Here is a 23,161-nt window from a genome sequence, read left to right as displayed (position 1 = left end):
TCTTATTCGGCTGATTCCACGGCCGCCAGCATGCGCACCACGTCTACCGTTTCCGCCACATCATGGACGCGCAATATACGCGCTCCTTTCACCGCTGCCAGTGCCGCCAGTGCCAGACCACCATGCAGACGCTCGCCCACAGGACGATTCAGCGCCAGGCCGATCATACTTTTGCGGGACACACCAACCAGAAGCGGACGCCCCAACGCATGCAGGGCTTCCATATGCTTGAACAAGCTTAGATTGTGCTGCAACGTTTTGGCGAAGCCAAAACCGGGATCGAGAATGATTCGCTCGGCACGAATGCCCGCTTGCGCGCACTGCTTCATGCGCCCAGCGAGAAACTCACCCACTTCCCGAGTCACGTCCTGGTAGTGCGGATTATCCTGCATATCACCCGGCTCGCCGAGCATATGCATCAGACAGACCGGCAGGCCGGTCGCCGCGGCGGCATCCAGTGCACCATCACGGCGCAGCGAACGCACGTCATTGATCAAGCCGGCACCGAGGCGCGCAGTTTCGCGCATCACGGCAGGTGTCGACGTGTCGACCGAGATAATCACATCCAGCTCGCGATTGATCAGCTCCACGATCGGCGCTACACGCTCCAGCTCTTCCAGCGGCGAAACCGCACGAGCGCCAGGCCGGGTCGACTCTCCACCGACGTCGATCAGTGTCGCACCAGCGGCTACCATGGCTTCGGCGTGACGCAAGGCCACGTCAAGCTGGCTGTAACGGCCACCATCGGAGAAGGAATCAGGAGTGACATTGAGAATGCCCATGACATGCGTCCGGGCCAAATCAAGAACCCGGTTGCCGCAAGGCAACCGGGTCAGGGACTGTACAGAAGTCATTTCAAACCTTAAACGTCAGCAGCCGGGCCGCCAATCGGTGTTTCCGGACGCTCATCCTGGACCACTGGAGGCGGCGTACCGGTGCCAGTACCACCCGTCCAGTCGCGCGGCTCGCGAGGAGTGCGACCCGCCATGATGTCGTCGATCTGCTCGGCATCGATCGTTTCGTACTTCATCAATGCATCAGCCATGGCATCGAGCTTGTCACGGTTGTCCGTGAGGATCTGCTTGGCCGTGCCGTAGCACTGATCGATGATGCTGCGCACTTCGGAGTCGATCAGCTTGGCCGTCTCACCGGAGAAGCTTGCACTCTGACCGCCACCGCCGCGACCGAGAAACACTTCACCCTCTTCTTCGGCGTACATCAGCGGACCGAGTTTTTCCGACAGGCCCCACTTGGTCACCATGTTCCGTGCAATCTGGCTGGCACGCATGATGTCGTTGGAAGCGCCGGTGGTGACACCGTCGAAACCAAGGGTCATTTCCTCAGCAATGCGGCCGCCGTACAGCGAGCAGATCTGACTGATCAGCGCACGCTTGGACAGGCTGTAGCGATCTTCTTCGGGCAGGAACATCGTCACACCCAGCGCACGACCGCGTGGAATGATCGAGACCTTGTACACAGGATCATGCTCAGGCACTACGCGACCAACGATGGCGTGACCGGCCTCGTGATAAGCGGTGTTCTGCTTCTCTTTCTCGGACATGACCATGGATTTGCGCTCGGCGCCCATCATGATCTTGTCTTTGGCCAGCTCGAATTCTTTCATTTCAACGATGCGCTTGCCGCTGCGTGCAGCGAACAGCGACGCTTCGTTGACCAGGTTGGCCAGGTCAGCACCGGAGAAGCCCGGAGTACCCCGTGCGATCACTGCCGGAGCAACGTCGTCGCCCATTGGCACTTTGCGCATGTGAACCTTGAGGATCTGTTCGCGACCACGGATGTCTGGCAAGCCAACCACCACCTGACGGTCGAAACGGCCCGGACGCAGCAGCGCAGGGTCGAGTACGTCAGGACGGTTGGTGGCAGCGATCACGATGATGCCGTCATTCATTTCGAAGCCGTCCATCTCTACCAGCAACTGGTTGAGAGTCTGCTCACGTTCGTCGTGACCACCACCCATGCCGGCGCCACGGTGGCGACCAACGGCGTCGATTTCGTCGATGAAGATGATGCACGGCGCGTGCTTCTTGGCCTGCTCGAACATGTCGCGAACACGGCTTGCGCCAACACCCACGAACATTTCGACAAAGTCGGAACCGGAAATGGTGAAGAACGGCACTTTGGCTTCGCCGGCAATAGCCTTGGCCAGCAAGGTTTTACCGGTACCCGGAGGGCCGACCATCAGCACGCCGCGAGGAATACGACCACCCAGGCGCTGGAACTTGCCCGGATCACGCAGGAACTCAACGAGTTCGCCGACTTCTTCCTTGGCTTCGTCGCAACCTGCAACGTCAGCCAGCGTAGTTTTCACCTGATCTTCGGAGAGCAGGCGCGCCTTGCTCTTGCCGAAGCTCATCGGCCCGCCCTTGCCGCCGGCACCGCCCTGCATCTGGCGCATGAAGAACATGAACACCGCGATGATCACCAGAATCGGGAAGCTGGCCACCAGGAGCTGGGTCCAGATGCTTTGCTGTTCAGGCTGCTTGCCTTCGACCACAACGTGATTGTCGACCAGATCGCCGATCAGGCCGTTGTCCTGGATCGCCGGACGAATGGTCTTGAAGCTGTCGCCATCATTGCGCTTGCCGGTAATCACATAGCCGTCAACAGCTACGCGCTCGACCTTGCCATCCTTGACCTGCTGGATGAAGTCGGAATAGTTGAGGGTCTGCGGCTCGTTAGGGCTGGAGAAGTTGTTCATCACCGTCACGAGGACTGCCGCGATGATCAACCACAGGATCAGATTCTTTGCCATATCGTTCAATTAACTACCCTCTGAAGCAAGCTCCGCTACTGGCGCGCGCTTCGCATGATATTCACCGGCCTAACTTACTACATTACCTACAACTCTGGCAGGCGCCGTCTGTAACCCTTTGTGAAACACTTTCTACACAATATTCGCTTATGCACACGGGGCGAAATACGAAAAACCTATCACCCCGCGAAAAAACCTCGTTTTACTCACTACGCCCGCGGTAACCCCAAGCCAGCATGTATTGCTCGCGGGAACTGCCGCGGGAAGAGTCTGGCTTGATCATCTGGATCTTGTCGAATTTCCGACGAGCATCCTTCAGGTAAACATCAAACCCTTCGCCCTGAAAAATCTTGATCACGAAATTACCGCCCGGCTTGAGTATCCGTTCCGCCAGATCAAGCGCCAGCTCGCAAAGAAACATGGCTTTGGGCATGTCCACTTCAGGCGTACCACTCATATTGGGGGCCATATCGGAAATCACAAGGTCCACCTGCGAATTACCCACGGCTTCAAGGATCCGTGCGAGCACTTCGTCCTCGGTAAAGTCACCCTGGATGAAAGTCACGTCCGGAATGCTGTCCATCTCCAGGATGTCCGAGGCGATCAGACGTCCCTGACCACCGATCAACCGGCTAGTGACCTGCGACCAGCCGCCGGGCGCCGCGCCCAGGTCGACAACGCTCATGCCGGAACGGATCAGCTTGTATTTCTCCTGGATCTCCAGAAGCTTGTAACTCGCACGCGAGCGGTAGCCATCCTTCTGCGCCTGCTTCACATAAGGATCGTTGACATGTCTTTTCAGCCAACCAAGGCTTGTCTTGGAACGCGCCATTGGGCACCTCGATGATTAGGGTCGTGATTAATTGGGCGGATCCACGAACCCTCGGGTAAAATGGCCGCCATTTTACAGAATCCAGACGAAAGGGTCAGATTATGCCGCTCACTCCAGAGCAGAAGAAACAGTACAAATCCATTGGCCACCACCTGAAACCGGTTTTGACGGTGGCTGACAACGGTTTGACTGAAGGTGTCTTAGCCGAACTCGAACGCGCATTGGCGGATCACGAGCTGATCAAGATCAAGCTCAATATTCTCGATCGCGAGTCGCGTCTGGCGCACATTGCAGAACTGTGCAAGGTCGGCAAGGCGGACCTGGTTCAGGTCATCGGCAAGATGGCACTGGTTTACCGCAAGAACTTCAGCGTCAACAAGCAGCTGTCGAACGTTCATCGCTTCAAGTGATGAAAAGGGTCAAGGGTGTGCTGCGCGCACCCTGCCACTCCATCCCGGCACCGGCTGCAACACCAGCACCAGACCGGAAAAACCCAACACCAGAAAACTGAATTCCTGCCAGCGCTGCGCTTCCGGCCAGCCGACACGCACTGCGACAAACATCGCACACGCATACAACGCCATCAGCAATACCTGCCCGCGAAAATCCCGCCATAGACTGACAAGGCCCTCGGCCTGTACCAACACCAAAGCCTGAAAAATCACGCACGCGGCGGCAAAACTCACCACCGGCACTGCAAACGCATCGGTAACTTCATCGATCAGCAACGGTGCCAGGCCAATCTTGCCCAGTACCGCTCGCAAACCGAGATGAATCAACCAGAAGCCGCCGACCCACAGCATCTGGGCCAGCTGCCAAAGCATGGCGCCCGCATGTAGCGGGCGCCTGCCTTCAGATGTGACGGACTTCGACAATCTCATACTCGATAACGCCGCTTGGCGTTTTCACGGCGACTACATCGCCCTCTTCCTTGCCGATCAAGGCACGGGCCAGAGGCGAGCCAACCGAAATCTTGCCGAGTTTGAAGTCAGCCTCATCCTCACCCACGATGTGGTAAGTGACGCTCTCATCCGTCTCGACGTTGGCGATTTCGACGGTAGTACCGAAGATCACCTTGCCGGTGTGCGCAATGGTCGTGACGTCGATGATGACCTGATTCTGGATCCGGCCTTCGATGTCGCGGATCCGTGCTTCAACCATGCCTTGCTGTTCGCGGGCGGCATGGTATTCGGCGTTTTCCTTCAGGTCACCCAACTCGCGAGCCGTACCGATGTCCTGGCTGAGCTTCGGACGAACGACCTTGGTCAGATGAGCGTGTTCTTCTTCCAGGGCTTTCGCGCCCTGGACGGTCATTGGGTATTTGATCATGCCTTCAATCCTGCGTGTAGATCCTGCAAGCGGCGCACGGTCTTCTCGGGACCGAACTTCAGCGCTTCACAGATAGCTTCGCCCGCAGCAATGGTGGTGGTGCAGTAAATCTTGTGCTGCAGGGCATTACGACGAATGGAGTACGAGTCGGCGATCGACTGACGCCCTTCGGTGGTGTTGATGATCAGGGTGACTTCGTCATTCTTGATCATGTCGACCACGTGCGGACGACCCTCGGTCACCTTGTTCACACGGCGCACTTTCAGGCCTGCGGCTTCGATCAGCTTGGCAGTACCGGCAGTGGCAACCACTTCGAAGCCCAAGTTGATCAGATCACGGGCCACGCCTGCAACCAGTGGCTTGTCGTCATCACGCACGCTGATGAACGCGGTACCGCCAGTCGGCAGCACTTCGCTGGCACCCATCTGGGCCTTGGCGAATGCTTCACCGAAGGTGTCGCCCACGCCCATCACTTCACCGGTGGACTTCATCTCTGGGCCGAGGATCGGGTCAACGCCAGGGAATTTGGCGAACGGGAACACCGCCTCTTTCACGCTGTAGAAGTTCGGGATGATTTCCTTGGTGAAGCCGATTTCCTTCAGGGTCTTACCGGCCATCACGCGGGCTGCGATCATCGCCAGGGAAACACCGATGCACTTGGACACGAACGGTACGGTACGGGAAGCGCGCGGGTTGACTTCGATGACGTAGATGTCTTCGCCTTGCAGCGCCAGCTGTACGTTCATCAGGCCGACAACGCCCAGTTCCAGGGCCATTTTCTTGACCTGTTCGCGCATCTCGTCCTGGATGTGCGCCGGCAGCGAGTACGGCGGCAGCGAGCACGCGGAGTCACCGGAGTGAACGCCCGCCTGTTCGATGTGCTGCATGATCGCGCCGATCACCACGTCTTTGCCGTCGCAGACTGCATCCACGTCCATCTCGATGGCGCAGTTGAGGAAGTGGTCGAGCAGCACCGGGCTGTCGTTGGAGACTTGCACCGCGTCACGCAGGTAGCGCTTGAGTTCGTCTTCCTTGTAAACGATTTCCATCGCGCGGCCGCCCAGTACGTAGGACGGACGCACCACCAGCGGGTAACCGATCTTGGCAGCGGCGCGAACGGCTTCGTCTTCGCTGCGCACGGTGGCGTTTGGCGGCTGACGCAAGTTCAGGCGCTCAACCATTTGCTGGAAGCGCTCACGGTCTTCGGCACGGTCGATGGCGTCAGGGCTGGTACCGATGATCGGCACGCCTGCGGCTTCCAGAGCGCGAGCCAGTTTCAGCGGAGTCTGGCCGCCGTACTGGACGATCACGCCTTTAGGCTTCTCGACGCGGCAAATTTCCAGCACGTCTTCCAGGGTCACCGGTTCGAAGTACAGACGGTCGGAAGTGTCGTAGTCGGTGGAAACGGTTTCCGGGTTGCAGTTGACCATGATGGTTTCGTAGCCGTCTTCGCGCAGTGCGAGGGCAGCGTGTACGCAGCAGTAGTCGAACTCGATGCCCTGGCCGATACGGTTCGGACCGCCACCCAGGATCATGATCTTGTCGCGACCGGACGGCGCTGCTTCGCACTCTTCCTCGTACGTCGAGTAGAGGTAAGCGGTGTCAGTGGCGAACTCGGCGGCGCAGGTGTCAACGCGCTTGTAGACCGGGAACACTTCCAGTTTTTGACGGTGAGTACGCAGGTTCTTCTCGGTTACACCCAGCAGCTTGGCCAGACGCTGATCGGAGAAGCCTTTGCGCTTGAGCTTGAACATCAGGTCGCGGTCGATCGCGGACAGACCCAGGGTCTTGACCTTCTCTTCTTCCTTGATCAGATCTTCGATCTGCACCAGGAACCACGGGTCGATCATGTTCATGCCGAAGATGTCGTCGACGGTCATGCCGGCGCGGAAAGCGTCCGCCACGTACCAGATACGCTCAGCGCCAGGCACGGTCAGCTCGCGCTTGAGCACGCTCATGCTTTCCGGATTGCTCAGGTCGAGCTTCTCGTCCAGACCGCAAACGCCGACTTCCAGACCGCGCAGGGCTTTCTGCAGGGATTCCTGGAAGGTCCGGCCGATGGCCATGACTTCACCCACCGATTTCATCTGGGTGGTCAGGCGGGCGTCAGCCTTGGCGAATTTCTCGAAGGCGAAACGTGGCAGTTTAGTCACAACGTAGTCGATCGACGGCTCGAAGGACGCCGGGGTCTTGCCGCCGGTAATGTCGTTCGACAGTTCGTCGAGGGTGTAGCCCACAGCCAGTTTGGCCGCGACTTTGGCGATCGGGAAACCGGTGGCTTTCGAAGCCAGTGCCGAGGAACGCGACACACGCGGGTTCATCTCGATCACGACCATGCGGCCGGTGTCCGGGCAGATACCGAACTGCACGTTCGAACCGCCGGTCTCGACGCCGATCTCGCGCAGTACCGCCAAGGAGGCGTTACGCAGGATCTGGTATTCCTTGTCGGTCAGGGTCTGAGCCGGAGCGACAGTGATCGAGTCACCGGTGTGCACGCCCATCGGGTCGAAGTTTTCGATCGAGCAGACGATGATGCAGTTGTCCTTTTTGTCGCGGACAACTTCCATTTCATATTCTTTCCAGCCGATCAGCGATTCGTCGATCAGCAGCTCTTTGGTCGGCGACAGGTCCAGACCGCGGGCGCAGATCTCTTCGAACTCTTCACGGTTGTAAGCGATACCGCCACCGGTGCCGCCCATGGTGAAGGACGGACGGATGATGCACGGGAAGCCCAGACGCTCGAGAACGGCGTTGGCTTCTTCCATGCTGTGGGCGATACCGGAACGCGGGCATTCCAGGCCGATGGACTTCATGGCCTTGTCGAAACGCGAACGGTCTTCAGCCTTGTCGATGGTGTCGGCGTTGGCGCCGATCATTTCCACGCCGAATTTCTCCAGAACGCCTTCGCGCTCCAGGTCCAGGGCGCAGTTCAGAGCGGTCTGGCCGCCCATGGTTGGCAGCACCGCATCCGGACGTTCTTTTTCGATGATCTTGGCCACGGTCTGCCACTTGATCGGCTCGATGTACGTGGCGTCAGCCATGTCCGGGTCGGTCATGATAGTGGCCGGGTTGGAGTTCACCAGGATGACGCGGTAACCCTCTTCGCGCAGGGCTTTGCAGGCTTGGGCGCCGGAGTAGTCGAATTCGCAGGCCTGGCCGATAACGATCGGGCCAGCGCCGAGAATCAGGATGCTTTTAATGTCTGTACGTTTTGGCATGGGTTTGTCACTCAAATCCGCAGGTCAGTCGGCAAGCCGTCTTGATCGATTTCTGAAGCCCTGAGGGGCGCCACCGGTGTCGGGGCCGCCCTCGAGGGCTTCTCGCTACAGTCTCAAGGCGAACGCTTAGCGTCGCTTGGCCATCTCGTTGATGAAGCGGTCGAACAGTGGAGCCACATCGTTCGGGCCCGGGCTCGCTTCAGGGTGACCCTGGAAGCTGAACGCGCTCTTGTCGGTGCGTTCGATGCCTTGCAGGGTACCGTCGAACAGCGATTTGTGGATCGCACGCACGTTGGCCGGCAGGGTCGCTTCGTCAACCGCGAAACCGTGGTTCTGGCTGGTGATCATCACGACGCCAGTGTCCAGGTCCTGCACCGGGTGGTTGGCACCGTGGTGGCCGTGGCCCATTTTCAGGGTCTTGGCGCCGGAGGCCAGGGCCAGCAGCTGGTGACCGAGGCAGATGCCGAATACCGGAATCTCGGTTTCCAGCACTTCCTTGATCGCCTTGATCGCGTAGTCGCATGGCTCCGGGTCACCAGGACCGTTGGACAGGAACACGCCGTCCGGCTTGAGCGCCAGCACGTCGGCAGCCGGGGTTTGCGCCGGTACCACGGTGACGCGGCAGCCGCGCTCGACCAGCATGCGCAGGATGTTCAGCTTGACGCCGTAGTCGTAGGCAACCACGTGGTATGGCAGCTCGGAGGCTTCGATGGTCGCGTGGCTGTCGGTCTTCAGGTCCCAGACAGTGGAGCGCCATTCGTACGGCTTCTTGGTGCTGACGACTTTCGCCAGATCCATGCCTTTCAGGCCCGGGAAGCCTTGCGCCGCGGCGATTGCCGCTTCTTCGGAGATGTTGTCGCCGGCCATGATGCAGCCGTTCTGTGCGCCTTTTTCACGCAGGATGCGCGTCAGGCGGCGGGTGTCGATACCAGCGATCGCCACAACGTTGTTGGCTTTCAGGTAGTCGGACAGAGACATCGTGTTACGCCAGTTGCTCGCTACCAGCGGCAGGTCACGGATGACCAGGCCAGCGGACCAGACGCGGTCGGACTCGGCGTCTTCCGGCGTGGTGCCGGTGTTGCCGATGTGCGGGTAAGTCAGGGTAACAATCTGTTGGGCGTAGGAAGGATCGGTAAGGATTTCCTGATAGCCGGTCATTGCGGTGTTGAACACCACCTCACCAACGGTTTGACCGTCGGCTCCAATGGCTTCGCCGCGAAAAATGCTGCCATCAGCAAGGGCGAGTATGGCTGGCTTAGTCAAGAAGACCTCCCGTAAATAACGCATGAAAGGGCAATCGCAGGTTGTAAAAAAGCGGAGTGACGTATGGACACGTCACCCCGCTTCTTCACTGAATTATTCTGCGCGCTTTTAGTGGACACACTAAAGCTGTAGCTTACAGAAAAAGGCTTTTTTGGTCCACCGCTAAAGAGCCTTAAAGGACGGAGAATGCGACAGGGCGTCGTGCGGCAGAGAAAAACCAGCGCAAACAGGGCGTTTTCGCTGGGTAAAACCGTCAAATCAATGCAGGTCGAGCACGTCCTGCATGTCATACAGACCCGGCTCGCGAGCATCCAGCCACAACGCCGCGCGTACCGCGCCCTTGGCGAATGTCATGCGGCTGGAAGCCTTGTGCGTGATCTCCAGACGCTCGCCTTCACAGGCAAACAGCACGGTGTGATCACCGACCACATCACCACCACGAACAGTGGCGAAGCCGATGGTTTCCCGCTCGCGCGCACCGGTGTGACCTTCGCGACCGTAGACCGCCACCTTCTGCAGATCACGATCCAGTGCATCGGCGATCACTTCGCCCATGCGCAGCGCCGTGCCCGAAGGGGCATCGATCTTGTGCCGGTGATGCGCCTCGATGATCTCGATGTCAGCATCGTCACCCAGCACCCGGGCAGTCATCTCGAGCAGCTTCAGCGACAGGTTGACCCCGACACTGAAGTTGGCCGCGAAGACGATCGGAATATCCTTGCCCGCTTCAGCCAGCAACTGCTTCTGCGCCGCGTCCAGCCCGGTAGTGCCGATGACCATGGCCTTGCCGGCCTTGCGGCAGAACGCGAGGTTTTTCAGCATCACTTCCGGCAGGGTGAAATCGATCAACACATCGAACTCTTCAGCCACCGACTCCAGATTGCCGGACAACGGCACACCGATACGCCCCAGCGAAGCCAGCTCACCGGCGTCGACCCCGATCAGCGTACTGCCGGGACGAACGATCGCCGCGGTCAGGCCGGTCAGCGGCGCGCGCTGCTGCACGGCCTCGACCAGAATCTTGCCCATGCGCCCGGCGGCGCCCATCACAGCTATACGTCGCATGCCGACTCCTTACAGATCGCCGAAGAAGCGCTTCACACCATCAAACCAACCGGTGGTTTTCGGCGAGTGGCTGTTGTCGTCCGCCAGGGAGCTGCGGAATTCCTCGAGCAGTTCGCGCTGACGACGATTCAGGTTGACCGGGGTCTCGACCGCCACACGGCACATCAGATCGCCCGCACCACCACCACGCACCGGCGCCACGCCTTTGCCGCGTACACGGAACTGCTTGCCGGTCTGGGTGCCTTCAGGGATTTTCAGTTTGACGCGACCGTCGAGGGTCGGAATTTCCAGCTCGCCGCCGAGTGCCGCATCAACGAAGCTGATCGGCACTTCGCAGAACAGATGCTTGCCATCGCGCTGGAAGATGTCGTGCTCGCGCACATTGATAACGACATACAGGTCGCCCGTCGGGCCGCCCTGCGTACCCGCCTCGCCTTCGCCAGACAGGCGAATGCGGTCGCCGGTATCGACGCCAGCCGGCACTTTGACCGACAGGGTCTTGTACTCTTCGACACGACCGTCGCCGTGGCAGGAATCGCACGGATCGGAAATGATCTTGCCTTGGCCATGGCAGCGCGGGCAGGTCTGCTGCACCGAGAAGAAGCCTTGCTGCATGCGCACCTGGCCGATACCGCCGCAAGTCGGGCAAGTCGATGGCGACGAGCCTTTCTTCGCACCGGAACCGTCGCACGGCTTGCAGTTGACCAGTGTCGGAACGCGGATATTCACGGTGGTACCGCGCACCGCTTCTTCCAGGTTCAGCTCCAGGGTGTAGCGCAAATCGCTGCCGCGCTGGGCGCCGCCACGAGAACCGCCGCGACCACCACCGAAGAAATCACTGAAGACATCACCAAAGATGTCAGAGAAATTCTGCCCGCCGAAACCAGCGCCACCGCCACCCATGCTTGGGTCGACGCCGGCATGACCGTACTGGTCGTACGCCGCGCGCTTGCTGGAGTCGGACAATACTTCGTAGGCCTCGTTGGCCTCTTTGAACAGTTCTTCCGACGCTTTGTCATCGGGATTACGGTCTGGGTGGTGCTTCATCGCCAGACGACGGTAAGCCTTTTTCAGGTCCGCATCGCTTGAGCCACGCTCAACACCCAACACTTCGTAATAGTCACGCTTTGCCATAAGTCTTTGCACTCTTGAGGACGTCCGGCAAACCCCTCCTGAGGATGGCCAAACTCGTTGAGCCCCAATACAGGCCCGGACCCAACTCACGTCAATTCAACGATCCTGGTCTTTGTTTCTTGTGGTACTTGCGGCGCGAAAAGCAGGAGCATTCCCGGCCATACCAGCAACACGCGAGGCTTGTCGCATGCTGTAAAAATTCGCGTATTCCAGATACGCCAACGCGGGAGCAAGCTCCCGCGCGGCGACATCCTACCAGTCACCGCCGCAAGGCAGTCAACCGGCCGACCAACAACTTACTTGTGGTCTTTGACTTCTTCGAACTCGGCATCGACAACATCGTCAGCCTTTTCAGCTTTCTCGTCGTGCGGTGCCGCGCCTTCAGCAGGCTGAGCCTGTTCGGCGTACATCTTCTGGGCAACCGGCGCCGAAACTTTCGACAGCTCTTCAACCTTGGCCTCGATGGCAGCCTTGTCGTCGCCTTTTACAGCGGCTTCCAGTGCAACCACGGCAGCTTCGATCGCGGTCTTCTCTTCGGCGGTGACCTTGTCGCCCGCGTCAGCAACCATTTTGCGCGTCGAGTGAACCAGTGCATCACCCTGGTTACGGGCAGCGGCCAGTTCTTCGAACTTGCGGTCTTCCTCGGCATTCGCCTCGGCGTCACGCACCATGCGCTCGATCTCTTCGTCGGACAGACCGGAGTTGGCCTTGATCACGATCGACTGAGTCTTGCCGGTCGCCTTGTCTTTCGCACCAACATGCAGGATGCCGTTGGCGTCGATGTCGAAGGTCACTTCGATCTGCGGCACGCCACGTGGAGCGGGTGGAATGTCGGCCAGGTCGAACTTGCCCAGAGACTTGTTCTGCGCAGCTTGCTTACGCTCACCTTGCAGGACGTGAATGGTCACGGCGCCCTGGTTGTCGTCGGCAGTCGAGAACACTTGCGATTTCTTGGTAGGAATCGTGGTGTTTTTCTCGATCAGCGCGGTCATCACGCCACCCATGGTTTCGATACCCAGGGTCAGCGGGCTGACGTCGAGCAGCAGAACGTCTTTCACGTCACCAGCCAGAACAGCGCCCTGGATCGCAGCACCCATGGCAACCGCTTCGTCCGGGTTAACGTCTTTACGAGCTTCTTTACCGAAGAAATCAGTAACCAGCTTCTGTACCAGCGGCATACGGGTCTGACCGCCGACCAGGATCACGTCGTTGATCGCGGCAACGTCGATACCGGCGTCTTTCATGGCGATGCGGCAAGGCTCGATGGTGCGCTGAACCAGGTCTTCAACCAGTGCTTCGAGCTTGGCACGCGAGATCTTCACGTTCAGGTGCTTAGGACCGGTAGCGTCTGCAGTGATGTACGGCAGGTTGACGTCGGTCGACTGAGCGGAAGACAGCTCGATCTTGGCTTTCTCAGCGGCTTCTTTCAGGCGCTGCATGGCCAGCGGGTCACCTTTGAGGTTCATGCCGCTTTCTTTCTTGAATTCGTCAACGAGGTAGTCGATCAGACGAATGTCGAAGTCTTCACCGCCGAGGAAGGTATCACCGTTGGTGGCCAACACTTCGAACTGGTGCTCGCCGTCAACTTCAGCGATCTCGATCACGGAAACGTCGAAAGTACCGCCACCCAGGTCGTAAACGATCACGGTGTGATCGCCCTTGGCCTTGTCCATACCGTAAGCCAGAGCAGCTGCGGTTGGTTCGTTGATGATACGTTTAACGTCCAGACCGGCGATGCGGCCGGCGTCTTTGGTCGCCTGACGCTGGCTGTCGTTGAAGTAGGCCGGAACGGTGATCACCGCTTCGGTCACTGGCTCGCCGAGGTAGTCTTCGGCGGTCTTCTTCATTTTCTTCAGAATTTCAGCCGAGATTTGTGGCGGCGCCATTTTCTGGCCGTTCACTTCTACCCAGGCGTCGTTGTTGTCAGCCTTGACGATCTTGTAAGGGACCATCTGGATGTCTTTCTGCACAACTTCTTCGTCAAAACGACGACCGATCAGACGCTTTACTGCGTACAGGGTGTTGTGCGGGTTGGTCACTGCCTGACGCTTGGCCGACTGACCTACCAGGATTTCGCCATCGTTGGCGTAAGCGATGATCGACGGCGTGGTGCGCGCGCCTTCAGCGTTTTCAATAACTTTGGCTTTGCCGTTTTCCAGCACGGAGACGCAGGAGTTGGTAGTCCCCAGGTCGATACCGATAATTTTGCCCATGTTCACTCTCCCGAAACTTTGGATTTTGTTGCCGCAGCAGTGGTGGCTAACTGCGGTAATACTTAAACGCTTGACTTCTAAATGGGGGCCTTACGGCTAATTTCAAGCCTTCTCGTCAATCGAAGGCGAAATTGGCGCCGGCGCCTTGCTGACCACCACCATCGCCGGACGCAACAGGCGACCATTGAGCTGGTAGCCCTTCTGGAACACCTTCAGAACGCTGTTCGGTTCTACGTCGGCGCTTTCCTGCATGGCCATCGCTTGATGGTGAACGGCGTTGAACGGTTCGCCATGCGGATCGATCGCTTCAAGCTGATAGCGCTTGAGGGTGTCGTGGAACATTTTCAGGGTCAGCTCGATGCCTTCGCGCATCGGACGAATGCTTTCGTCGTCCGGGCTCGACAGCTCGAGGCCGCGCTCCAGGCTATCGACGATCGGCAGCAGGTCGCCGGCGAATTTTTCCAGCGCAAATTTGTGCGCTTTCTCGACATCCTGCTCGGCACGACGGCGGACGTTCTGCAGATCGGCAGCTACACGCAGAGACTGATCCTGCGCGGCGGCCAACTGCTCTTCGAGCACTTGTACACGGGTCGCCAGGTCATCACCCGAAGTCTCGGGCGCCTGATTGGCTTCTGGATTTTGCGTATCTACTGTCTGTTCGTCAGCCATAGAATTCTCCTTTCAATTACGTCCGCGAGCTCGACTCGCGCTTCTGCCCCGATATATGGGGCCGCAAAATCAGGCTTCAAGGGCCTGCAATGATTAACCCTACAAAAAAGTGCTGCATTGTCATTCCCGGCCGGACTAAGCATTTGATCGGATCAAGCAAATCGAGCTAAGCGAGGGCATTGTCAGCCCGAAACAAAACACTGTATAAATAACCAGACCTAAAGCCTGGGAGCGGCCTTTATGCTGGTGCACCTGTCCGTACACAACTACGCCATCGTTGAACATCTCGATCTCGAGCTTGATCGCGGGATGAGCGTGATCACAGGGGAAACCGGCGCCGGCAAGTCGATCATGCTCGACGCCCTGGGCCTGACCCTCGGTGATCGCGCCGACAGCGGCGTGGTCCGCCCGGGCGCCGACAAGGCCGACATCCTCGCCACCTTCGATCTGGTCGACATCCCGGAGGCTCATGCCTGGCTGGCCGAGCGCGACCTCGAAAACGACGGCCCGTGCATCCTGCGCCGAGTCATCACGGCGGAAGGACGCTCGCGCGGCTATATCAACGGCACACCCTGCCCGCTCGGCGATCTCAAGGCCCTCGGCGAACTGCTGATCGATATCCACAGCCAGCACGAACACCAGTCCCTGCTGAAAACCGATACCCATCGACGCCTGCTGGATGAATACGCCGGCGCGACCGATCTGGCCCGCCAGGTTCAACTGGCCGCTCAACGCTGGCGCCAGACCCGCCAGGAACTGGAGCGCCTCTCCAATTCCGGCGACGAACAACGCGCGCGCCACCAACTGCTCAGCTACCAGCTCGAAGAGCTGGAAAACCTCGGTCTCGGCGAAAACGAGCTGGAACAGCTGGAGCAGGAACACAAAAACCTGACCAACGCCGAAACCCTGCTTGGCATTTGCCGACAAGTGGTCGAACAGTGCAGCGAGAGCGACTCCGGCAACGTGCTGAACGCCCTGACCGCCAGCCTCAACCGCCTGTCGAGTGTGAACAACTCGATTGGCGCATTGGGCGAGGCCAGCAGCCTGCTGACCAGCGCACAGATCCAGGTCGAAGAAGCGGTCGGCGAGCTCAACCGCTTCCTTGATAACTTCGATGCCGATCCGGCACGTCTGCAATATCTGGAAGAACGCCTCGACGCGATCTACACCCTGGCACGCAAGCACCGGATCCAGCCCACCGAAGTCGCCGAGATGCAGCAGAAACTGCTGGATGAAATCGAAACGCTCAACGCCAACGACGAATCCATCGAGCGCCTGGGCGAAGAACTGGCTTCTTATGCCCGCCACTATCAAGAGAAGGCGCGGGAACTGAGCGACTTGCGCCATCAGGCGGCCGGCAGCCTCGCCAGCGCCGTGGAACAGGAGATCCAGCGTCTGGGCATGCCCGGTGGCCGCTTCACCATCGAGCTACGTGCCAACAGCAGCGATGAATTGCTGCCTAATGGCCTGGAACAAGTCGAGCTGCTGGTCAGCGCCAACCCTGGCCAGCCGCTGAAGGCGCTGGCCAAAGTGGCCTCCGGTGGCGAGCTCTCGCGGATCAGCCTGGCGATCCAGGTGATCACTGCGCAAACCTCACGGGTGCCAACACTGGTATTCGACGAAGTGGACGTGGGCATTGGCGGGCCGACTGCGGAGATTGTCGGCCAGTTGCTGCGGCGCCTGGGCGATCGCGGGCAGGTACTGACCGTGACGCACTTGCCGCAGGTCGCGGCGCAGGGGCATCAGCATTTATTTGTGCACAAGGTGCGCGGCGAGCAAGCGACTCACACCGCCGTGTCCAAACTGAGCAAGAACGACCGTATAGAAGAAGTGGCGCGGATGCTGGGTGGCATCGATCTGACCAAAGAGTCTTTGGCTCACGCGAAAAAGATGGTGGTTACCGCAAAAGCGTAAGAAAAGCAGAAAGCACGAAGGCGACCCTTGGGTCGCCTTCGTTCGTTTCGCGAACCTGAAGTTCGCGCGACATGCTTACTTTTTCTTGCGTACGTACAGCACCAGATTGTGATCTACCAGATCAACACCGTGCTCCTCGGCAATTGCCTTCTGGAGCTTTTCGATTTCCGGACTGACGAATTCGACGACTTCACCGGTTTCCACGTTGACCATATGGTCGTGGTGGCCACCGTCGGCCAATTCGAATACCGCGTGGCCACCGTCGAAGTTGTGACGGACCACGAGGCCAGCCGCTTCGAACTGGGTCAGAACACGGTAAACCGTGGCCAGACCGACGTCCTCGCCAGCTTCCATCAACGCCTTGTAGACGTCCTCGGCACTCATGTGACGCTGCTCGGTAGAGTCGAGCATTTGCAGGATCTTGACCCGTGGCAGGGTCACTTTGAGGCCGGCTTTGCGTAGTTCGCTATTTTCAACCATGGTCAGCTTTCTCGCGATGCTGCTTCGCAGCTTCTCTTAATGCGGGTATGATCGGCGTTTACGTTGTCCCAGCCAAGATAGTGGAAGTCGCCCACCGATGCAAAACACCAAGCTCTTGCTAACCAGTTTCACCTTTGTGGGACTGCTCGCACTCGCCGGTTGTTCATTCCCCGGGGTTTACAAAATCGACATCCAGCAGGGCAATGTCGTCACGCAGGACATGATAGACCAGTTACGCCCGGGAATGACCCGCCGGCAAGTACGGTTTATCATGGGTAACCCTCTGCTGACCGACACGTTCCATGCCGATCGCTGGGATTATCTGTACAGCCTGCAACCTGGCGGCGGTGAACGCCAACAGGAACGCATGAGTGTTATTTTCAACTCTAACGACCAGCTCGTCAGCCTGTCCGGTGACTTCATGCCGGGCGTAAGCCGTGACGAAGCCATTCTCGGCAAGGACAGTGGCACCAGCGTGACCGCCCCTGCTGAAAACGCCGAGAAGCCGAAGCCGGAACAACCCGCTAAACCAGGTTCCTTGCTGGACTCGATCCAGAAGGACGTGGACGGTGTTGAAACCGTTCCGGTTCCGACGCCTGAACCGCTGGACACCTCGCCGCAATAATTTGCGACGCAATAAAAAACCCGGAAATTCCGGGTTTTTTATTGTCCGCGATCTGGCCAGGCTACTGATTTCGCGCTTTCGCCTCGGCAGCCTTGGCTGCCCGCAAGCGTCGCACTTCTTTCGGATCCGCCAGCAATGGCCGGTAGATCTCGAGGCGATCGCCCGCCTGAATCAGGCGAACCCGTGGATCAGCAACCACTTTGCCGAAGATGCCCAGTGGACACTCGCTCAAGTCCAGCTCCGGGAATTCAGCCCCGATACCGGACGTCAGCGCCGCCTCACGCACCGTCGTCCCTTCAGGGACGCTGACAGTGCGCAAGACCTGCCGATCCACGGCGGCATACACCACCTCTATCTCGATCACCGGCTCAACCATGCATCTGCTTGGCGCGCTGGCAAAACGCATCCACCAGCGTATTCGCCGCCTGATTGAACAACGGGCCGAGGGTCGCTCTGACTATCGGGCCGGCGTAATCGAACGACAGATCCAGGCTGATTTTGCAGGCCTTTTCACCGAGTGGTTTGAACACCCATACGCCGTGCAACTGGTTGAACGGACCTTCTTCCAGATTCATTTCAATCGACTGCCCCGGCACCAGCGTATTGCGCGTGACGAAATGCTGGCTAAGACCGCCCTTGGCCACACCAACGCTGGCGCGCATGTGCTCAGGCGAGCTTTCCAGCACCTCGGCGGACGAACACCAAGGGAGAAACTCTGGGTAACGCGCCACGTCGTTGACCAGGTCATAGAGAAATTGCGCCGGGTACGGCAGCAGCGCCGACCGTTGAATATGTGTCGTCATGTAAGCGTCACTTCCAGAGCTGGGTGGCAAACACTACTAGAATGCCGATGGGCGCCACATAGCGCATCAAGAACAAGGACAGAGCAAACAGCAGCGGGTTACGGATCGCCAATTCCTCACGCACCGCCTCACGTCCCATCACCCAACCGGCAAACAGCACGAAGCACAGGCCACCGAGCGGCAGCATGATCCGCGAGGTAAAGAAGTCGATCACACCGAAGAAGTCCAGACCGCCCGCCGCCCCCCATTGGTAGAGATGGAACAGTCCGCCTTCGTTCACGAAAAATTTGGCTTCCTTCCAGATGTTGAAGGAGAACACCGTGCCCAGACCGACGAACCAGCAAATGAAGGCCAGCCAGAACGTCACCCAGCCGCGGCTGATTTTGGTGCGTTCCACCAGGTAGGCAACCATCGGCTCAAGCAGGGAAATCGCCGAGCTCCAGGCCGCAATCGCTACCAGGACAAAGAACACCACGCCCATCAACTGGCCGAACACCACGTTACCAAAGGCAAATGGCAGACTGACGAACATCAGGCCGGGGCCTTCGCTAGGGTTCAAGCCGCCGGCAAATACGATTGGGAACAGCGCCAGCCCCGCCACCAGCGATACGAAGGTATCGAGCAACGCTACACCCACCACAGTGCCGGACAGCGAGGCTTCCTTGGTCATGTAAGCGCCGTAGATCATGATCGAACCGACGCCCACGCTCAGGGAAAAGAACGCGTGCCCCATGGCCGGCAACAAGCCGTCGAGGACTTTTTCCGGGTGGAAATCGAACATGAAATGCACGCCTTCCATGAAATGCCCGGTGGTCATGCTGTAACCCAGCAACACCAACACCATCACGAACAGCAGCGGCATCATGATTCGCAGGCTGCGCTCAAGCCCGGCGACCACCCCCCTGGCGATCACCACAGCCGACAGCAGCATAAAAACTGTGTGCCAAAGTGTCAGGCGCCAAGGGTCGGAGATGACATTGCCGAAATAAGCACCGACCTGCTCCGCCGTGGCGCCCTGGAAATCCCCGCGCCCCATGTCGATGATGTAATCCAGCGACCATCCGCCGACCACACTATAGAAAGACAGGATCAGCAACGCCGTGATCATTCCGGCAAATGCGCCCCACGACCACTTGCCCGAATGCCCGGCCTCCCGTGCCAGGACCTTCAGAGCGTTCGCCGGACTCTGCCGCGCACGCCGGCCGATCAGGGTTTCAGCCAGCATGACCGGGATCCCGATCAGGGCGATGCAGGCCAGAAACATCAGCACGAAGGCGCCGCCACCGTAGACCCCGACCATGTAGGGGAATTTCCAGATGCTGCCCAAGCCCACGGCCGAACCGGTCGCGGCGAATATGAAAACCCAGCGGCTAGCCCAACTGCCGTGGACAGAAACCTTGTCTGTCGACATCGAATATCACGCCCAAGCATCAGAAAAAGAGGCCGCATTGTCCGGGATTCACTCAACCTGCTCAAGCACGCAGCATCACCGTAGCCGAGGACCGTTTATCTCCATATAATGCCGCCCCTATGGCTAAACAGAAGAAACACCCAACAGGGACCATCGCGCAGAACAAAAAGGCGCGACACGATTACTTCATCGAGCATCGGTTCGAGGCTGGTCTGGTCCTGGCCGGCTGGGAAGTAAAAAGTCTGCGGGCAAGCAAGCTGCAACTGGTCGACAGTTACGTGCTGCTCAAGGATGGCGAAGCCTGGCTCCTCGGCAGTCACATCACGCCGTTGATGACCGCCAGTACCCACGTCATCGCCGATCCGACCCGCACCCGCAAACTGCTGCTCAACAAACGCGAGCTGGAAAAACTCGCCGCTGCCGTGCAACAGAAAGGCTACGCCTGCGTCTGCCTGTCCTTCTACTGGAGCAAGCACATGGTCAAGTGCGAGATTGCTCTGGGCAAGGGCAAGAAGGAATACGACAAGCGTGACACCGAGCGCGAACGCGACGCCGGTCGTGAGCTGCAGCGCGCTGTGCGCAACAAGGGCAAGGAAGAATAATTTCTTCTGCCTGAAAAGATCGCAGCCTGCGGCAGCTCCTACACAGGAATGAGAATTCCCCTGCAGGAGCTGCCGAAGGCTGCGATCTTTTTGCGTCTAAAAGCTACATTCCTTTGCGCCGCTCCGCCCGAGCCATGCGCTGAACCTCTTGCCGCACTTCTTCCAGCACCTCCTGCACATACAGAATGTGTCGGCTGGAGACTTCCCGCGCTTGCTCCGCACGCCCCTCGATAATCGCCAGGTACAATTCCCGGTGCTGAGAAATCAGCATGTCGCGGGTTTCCGTGCGCTGTTTGTACATGCCGCCGATGTTGGTCACCACGTTGCGTTTGAGCAGATCGAACAGCCCGCGAATGGTGTGCAGCAGCACCGCGTTGTGGCTGGCTTCGGCGATTGCCAGATGAAACTTCGCATCCGCCGCGCCCTCTTCCACCCGGCTGACCTCATCATGCCGTGCATAGCAATCCTGCAGCTCGTCAAACGCTGCAGTAAGGCGCTCGCGATCCACGTCGGTAGCGCGCAATGCCGCGTAATAGGCGCACGATGCCTCCAGAGTATGCCGAAATTCCAGCAAGTCGCGTTGCGCCTCCGGATTGCTCTCAAGCAGCAATAGCAATGGATCGCTGAACGTCGAACCCAGGGTTTCCACCACATAGTTGCCGCCGCCCTGGCGACTGACCAGCAAGCCCTTGGCCGCCAGTTTTTGAATCGCTTCGCGCAACGACGGACGCGATACGCCGAACTGCTCGGCCAGCGCACGCTCAGCCGGAAGCCGCTCACCGGACTTCAGCGTGCCCTCGAGGATCATCCCCTCGAGTCGCTCGACAATATCGTCAGACAAACGGCGCTGACGAATCTGATCAAACCCCATAACTCAATTCTCCACGATCCCGACCGCTCGCCGGGCTCTCTATTCTGGCCTATCGGCGCCCCGCCGACACCTGTCAGAGCGCATTCGCCCGACCGGATCAGATGTCATCTGCACCGCTTATTCGACAAAAGTTTCAGGGCGACAAATTGACACACCGTCATCAAGGCTTTTACCCTAGCCAACAGCGATTGTAAATTGGTATTACCAATTAACCAAGAACGCTGACAGTGCCTGACCAACAACAATTAGGGGCCACCCCATATGCAAACCTGGCAACAGTTCTATACCCCGCTCGGCAGTCTCGGCGTCTCCGCTCTTGCGGCCGTCATTCCCATCGTTTTCTTCTTCCTCGCTCTGGCAGTGTTCCGCCTCAAGGGGCATGTGGCCGGCAGCATCACGCTGGCGCTGTCGATCGCCGTGGCGATTTTCGCCTTCCACATGCCGGTCGACATGGCTTTCGCCGCGGCCGGATACGGCTTTGCCTACGGTCTGTGGCCGATTGCCTGGATCATTGTCGCGGCGGTGTTCCTCTACAAACTGACGGTCAAAAGTGGCCAGTTCGAGGTCATTCGCAGTTCGGTGCTGTCGATCACCGACGACCAGCGCCTGCAGGTGCTGCTGATCGGTTTCTGCTTCGGCGCGTTTCTGGAAGGTGCCGCCGGTTTCGGCGCGCCCGTGGCGATTACGGCCGCACTGCTGGTCGGCCTCGGCTTCAACCCGCTGTACGCCGCCGGCCTGTGCCTGATTGCCAACACCGCGCCAGTGGCGTTCGGTGCCCTGGGGATCCCGATCATCGTGGCCGGCCAGGTCACCGGTATCGACGCGTTCAAGATCGGCGCCATGACCGGTCGCCAACTGCCACTGCTGTCGCTGTTCGTACCGTTCTGGCTGGTGTTCATGATGGACGGCCTGCGCGGCGTGCGTGAAACCTGGCCGGCAGCGCTGGTTGCGGGTCTGAGCTTCGCCGTAACCCAGTACTTCACCTCGAATTTCATTGGCCCGGAGCTGCCGGACATCACCTCGGCCCTGGCCAGCCTGATCTGCCTGACCCTGTTCCTGAAAGTCTGGCAACCAAAACGTACTGCGGGCGCGCAAATCGCTGGCGCCACGTCGAGTGCAGCAATTACCGCCAGCGCCGGCGGCTTCGGCCAGAAGCGCACCACCGTGGCATCGCCTTACAGCCTCGGGGAAATTTTCAAGGCCTGGTCGCCGTTCCTGATCCTCACCGTGCTGGTGACCATCTGGACCCTCAAGCCCTTCAAGGCCATGTTCGCCGCTGGCGGTTCGATGTACGCCTGGGTGTTCAACTTTGCGATCCCGCACCTTGACCAATTGGTGATCAAGACCGCCCCGATCGTTGCCACGCCGACCGCTATCCCGGCCGTGTTCAAGCTCGACCCGATTTCCGCGACCGGCACGGCGATTTTCTTCTCCGCGCTGATCTCGATGCTGGTGCTGAAGATCAATTTCAAAACTGGTCTTACCACTTTGAAAGAGACCTTCTACGAACTGCGCTGGCCTATTCTGTCGATCGGCATGGTGCTGGCCTTCGCCTTCGTCACCAACTACTCGGGCATGTCTTCGACCATAGCCCTGGTGCTGGCGGCCACCGGTGCGGCGTTCCCGTTCTTCTCGCCATTCCTTGGCTGGCTGGGCGTGTTCCTCACCGGCTCGGATACCTCATCCAACGCCCTGTTCAGTTCGCTGCAAGCGACCACCGCCCACCAGATCGGCGTCAACGACACCCTGCTGGTGGCGGCCAATACCAGCGGCGGTGTGACCGGCAAAATGATCTCGCCACAGTCGATTGCCGTGGCCTGCGCTGCGACCGGCCTGGTGGGCAAGGAATCGGATCTGTTCCGCTTCACCCTCAAGCACAGCCTATTCTTTGCCACGATCGTCGGCCTGATCACTTTGGCGCAGGCCTACTGGTTCACCGGCATGCTGGTGCACTAAACC

Annotated in this window: 21 protein-coding genes; 5 read left to right on the top strand and 16 right to left on the bottom strand. The window is 59.1% G+C overall.

Annotated features, from left to right (window positions below; all coding sequences use genetic code 11):
• Positions 1-2: 2 nt before the first annotated feature.
• The 3 genes from folP to rlmE form a co-directional block, all read right to left on the bottom strand.
• On the bottom strand, positions 3-854 hold the full coding sequence (folP, locus tag NN484_RS00445) for a dihydropteroate synthase (protein WP_274658413.1): 852 nt from the start codon (positions 852-854) through the stop codon (positions 3-5).
• Between the two features lie 8 nt (positions 855-862).
• Positions 863-2,773 carry an ATP-dependent zinc metalloprotease FtsH gene (gene ftsH, locus NN484_RS00440; RefSeq protein WP_127649856.1) on the bottom strand — a complete coding sequence of 637 codons (1,911 nt, stop codon included), beginning with the start codon at positions 2,771-2,773 and terminating at the stop codon, positions 863-865.
• A gap of 202 nt (positions 2,774-2,975) precedes the next feature.
• Complete coding sequence (gene rlmE / locus NN484_RS00435; protein ID WP_127649858.1) at positions 2,976-3,605, bottom strand: 23S rRNA (uridine(2552)-2'-O)-methyltransferase RlmE; 630 nt, start codon at positions 3,603-3,605, stop codon at positions 2,976-2,978.
• A 101-nt stretch (positions 3,606-3,706) separates the two neighbouring features.
• On the opposite strand from rlmE, the gene NN484_RS00430 reads away from it, so the two are divergent.
• On the top strand, positions 3,707-4,015 hold the full coding sequence (locus tag NN484_RS00430; protein ID WP_003221534.1) for a YhbY family RNA-binding protein: 309 nt from the start codon (positions 3,707-3,709) through the stop codon (positions 4,013-4,015).
• 9 nt (positions 4,016-4,024) lie between these two features.
• Here NN484_RS00430 and NN484_RS00425 read toward each other — a convergent pair whose 3' ends face one another.
• From NN484_RS00425 to grpE, 8 genes are all read right to left on the bottom strand, one after another.
• Positions 4,025-4,429, bottom strand: coding sequence for an MFS transporter (locus NN484_RS00425; protein ID WP_127649860.1), 405 nt, complete (start codon positions 4,427-4,429; stop codon positions 4,025-4,027).
• Positions 4,430-4,457: 28 nt separating this feature from the next.
• Positions 4,458-4,934: a transcription elongation factor GreA gene (greA, locus tag NN484_RS00420; RefSeq protein WP_034154417.1), complete on the bottom strand. Its 477-nt coding sequence runs from the start codon at positions 4,932-4,934 to the stop codon at positions 4,458-4,460.
• Positions 4,931-8,152, bottom strand: a complete 3,222-nt coding sequence (carB, locus tag NN484_RS00415; protein WP_215501864.1) for a carbamoyl-phosphate synthase large subunit — start codon at positions 8,150-8,152, stop codon at positions 4,931-4,933. The genes greA and carB overlap by 4 nt, the downstream gene beginning before the upstream one ends.
• Before the next feature lie 126 nt (positions 8,153-8,278).
• Positions 8,279-9,415, bottom strand: a complete 1,137-nt coding sequence (carA, locus tag NN484_RS00410; protein WP_274658412.1) for a glutamine-hydrolyzing carbamoyl-phosphate synthase small subunit — start codon at positions 9,413-9,415, stop codon at positions 8,279-8,281.
• Positions 9,416-9,673: 258 nt separating this feature from the next.
• The gene (gene dapB, locus NN484_RS00405; RefSeq protein WP_108591473.1) at positions 9,674-10,480 is read right to left on the bottom strand and encodes a 4-hydroxy-tetrahydrodipicolinate reductase; all 807 of its coding nucleotides are present in this window, start codon (positions 10,478-10,480) and stop codon (positions 9,674-9,676) included.
• Positions 10,481-10,489: 9 nt separating this feature from the next.
• Positions 10,490-11,614, bottom strand: a complete 1,125-nt coding sequence (gene dnaJ / locus NN484_RS00400; RefSeq protein ID WP_003221522.1) for a molecular chaperone DnaJ — start codon at positions 11,612-11,614, stop codon at positions 10,490-10,492.
• A 296-nt stretch (positions 11,615-11,910) separates the two neighbouring features.
• Positions 11,911-13,827 (bottom strand): molecular chaperone DnaK, encoded by a 1,917-nt coding sequence (gene dnaK / locus NN484_RS00395; RefSeq protein ID WP_274658411.1) that lies wholly within the window; start codon positions 13,825-13,827, stop codon positions 11,911-11,913.
• 102 nt (positions 13,828-13,929) lie between these two features.
• Positions 13,930-14,496 (bottom strand): nucleotide exchange factor GrpE, encoded by a 567-nt coding sequence (gene grpE, locus NN484_RS00390; protein WP_007961425.1) that lies wholly within the window; start codon positions 14,494-14,496, stop codon positions 13,930-13,932.
• 240 nt (positions 14,497-14,736) lie between these two features.
• Between grpE and recN the strand changes: the two genes are divergently transcribed.
• Complete coding sequence (recN, locus tag NN484_RS00385) at positions 14,737-16,410, top strand: DNA repair protein RecN (protein ID WP_127649868.1); 1,674 nt, start codon at positions 14,737-14,739, stop codon at positions 16,408-16,410.
• Between the two features lie 75 nt (positions 16,411-16,485).
• Here the strand turns inward: recN and fur are convergent, their stop codons facing one another.
• Positions 16,486-16,890, bottom strand: a complete 405-nt coding sequence (gene fur, locus NN484_RS00380) for a ferric iron uptake transcriptional regulator (RefSeq protein ID WP_003221515.1) — start codon at positions 16,888-16,890, stop codon at positions 16,486-16,488.
• A gap of 97 nt (positions 16,891-16,987) precedes the next feature.
• On the opposite strand from fur, the gene NN484_RS00375 reads away from it, so the two are divergent.
• Positions 16,988-17,515, top strand: a complete 528-nt coding sequence (locus tag NN484_RS00375; protein ID WP_003221514.1) for an outer membrane protein assembly factor BamE — start codon at positions 16,988-16,990, stop codon at positions 17,513-17,515.
• Between the two features lie 61 nt (positions 17,516-17,576).
• Here NN484_RS00375 and NN484_RS00370 read toward each other — a convergent pair whose 3' ends face one another.
• From NN484_RS00370 to NN484_RS00360, 3 genes are read right to left on the bottom strand one after another with little or no spacing between them, the layout of a single operon-like run.
• Positions 17,577-17,891 (bottom strand): RnfH family protein, encoded by a 315-nt coding sequence (locus NN484_RS00370; protein WP_215501867.1) that lies wholly within the window; start codon positions 17,889-17,891, stop codon positions 17,577-17,579.
• Positions 17,884-18,318 carry a type II toxin-antitoxin system RatA family toxin gene (locus tag NN484_RS00365; protein ID WP_025110465.1) on the bottom strand — a complete coding sequence of 145 codons (435 nt, stop codon included), beginning with the start codon at positions 18,316-18,318 and terminating at the stop codon, positions 17,884-17,886. Before NN484_RS00365 ends, NN484_RS00370 begins: the two co-directional genes overlap by 8 nt.
• 7 nt (positions 18,319-18,325) lie before the next feature.
• Positions 18,326-19,729: a sodium-dependent transporter gene (locus tag NN484_RS00360; RefSeq protein WP_215501868.1), complete on the bottom strand. Its 1,404-nt coding sequence runs from the start codon at positions 19,727-19,729 to the stop codon at positions 18,326-18,328.
• Between the two features lie 119 nt (positions 19,730-19,848).
• Here NN484_RS00360 and smpB point away from each other — a divergent pair, with 119 nt between their 5' ends.
• Positions 19,849-20,331 carry an SsrA-binding protein SmpB gene (gene smpB, locus NN484_RS00355; protein WP_003221505.1) on the top strand — a complete coding sequence of 161 codons (483 nt, stop codon included), beginning with the start codon at positions 19,849-19,851 and terminating at the stop codon, positions 20,329-20,331.
• 103 nt (positions 20,332-20,434) lie between these two features.
• Here the strand turns inward: smpB and NN484_RS00350 are convergent, their stop codons facing one another.
• Positions 20,435-21,202, bottom strand: a complete 768-nt coding sequence (locus NN484_RS00350; protein ID WP_127649874.1) for an FCD domain-containing protein — start codon at positions 21,200-21,202, stop codon at positions 20,435-20,437.
• A gap of 261 nt (positions 21,203-21,463) precedes the next feature.
• Here NN484_RS00350 and NN484_RS00345 point away from each other — a divergent pair, with 261 nt between their 5' ends.
• Positions 21,464-23,158 (top strand): lactate permease LctP family transporter, encoded by a 1,695-nt coding sequence (locus NN484_RS00345; protein WP_274658410.1) that lies wholly within the window; start codon positions 21,464-21,466, stop codon positions 23,156-23,158.
• Positions 23,159-23,161: the final 3 nt, after the last annotated feature.

This window comes from Pseudomonas serboccidentalis (genome assembly GCF_028830055.1).
In the GTDB taxonomy this organism is placed as follows: Bacteria; Pseudomonadota; Gammaproteobacteria; order Pseudomonadales; family Pseudomonadaceae; genus Aquipseudomonas; species Aquipseudomonas serboccidentalis.
This window is presented reverse-complemented; position numbering and strand designations above follow the sequence as displayed.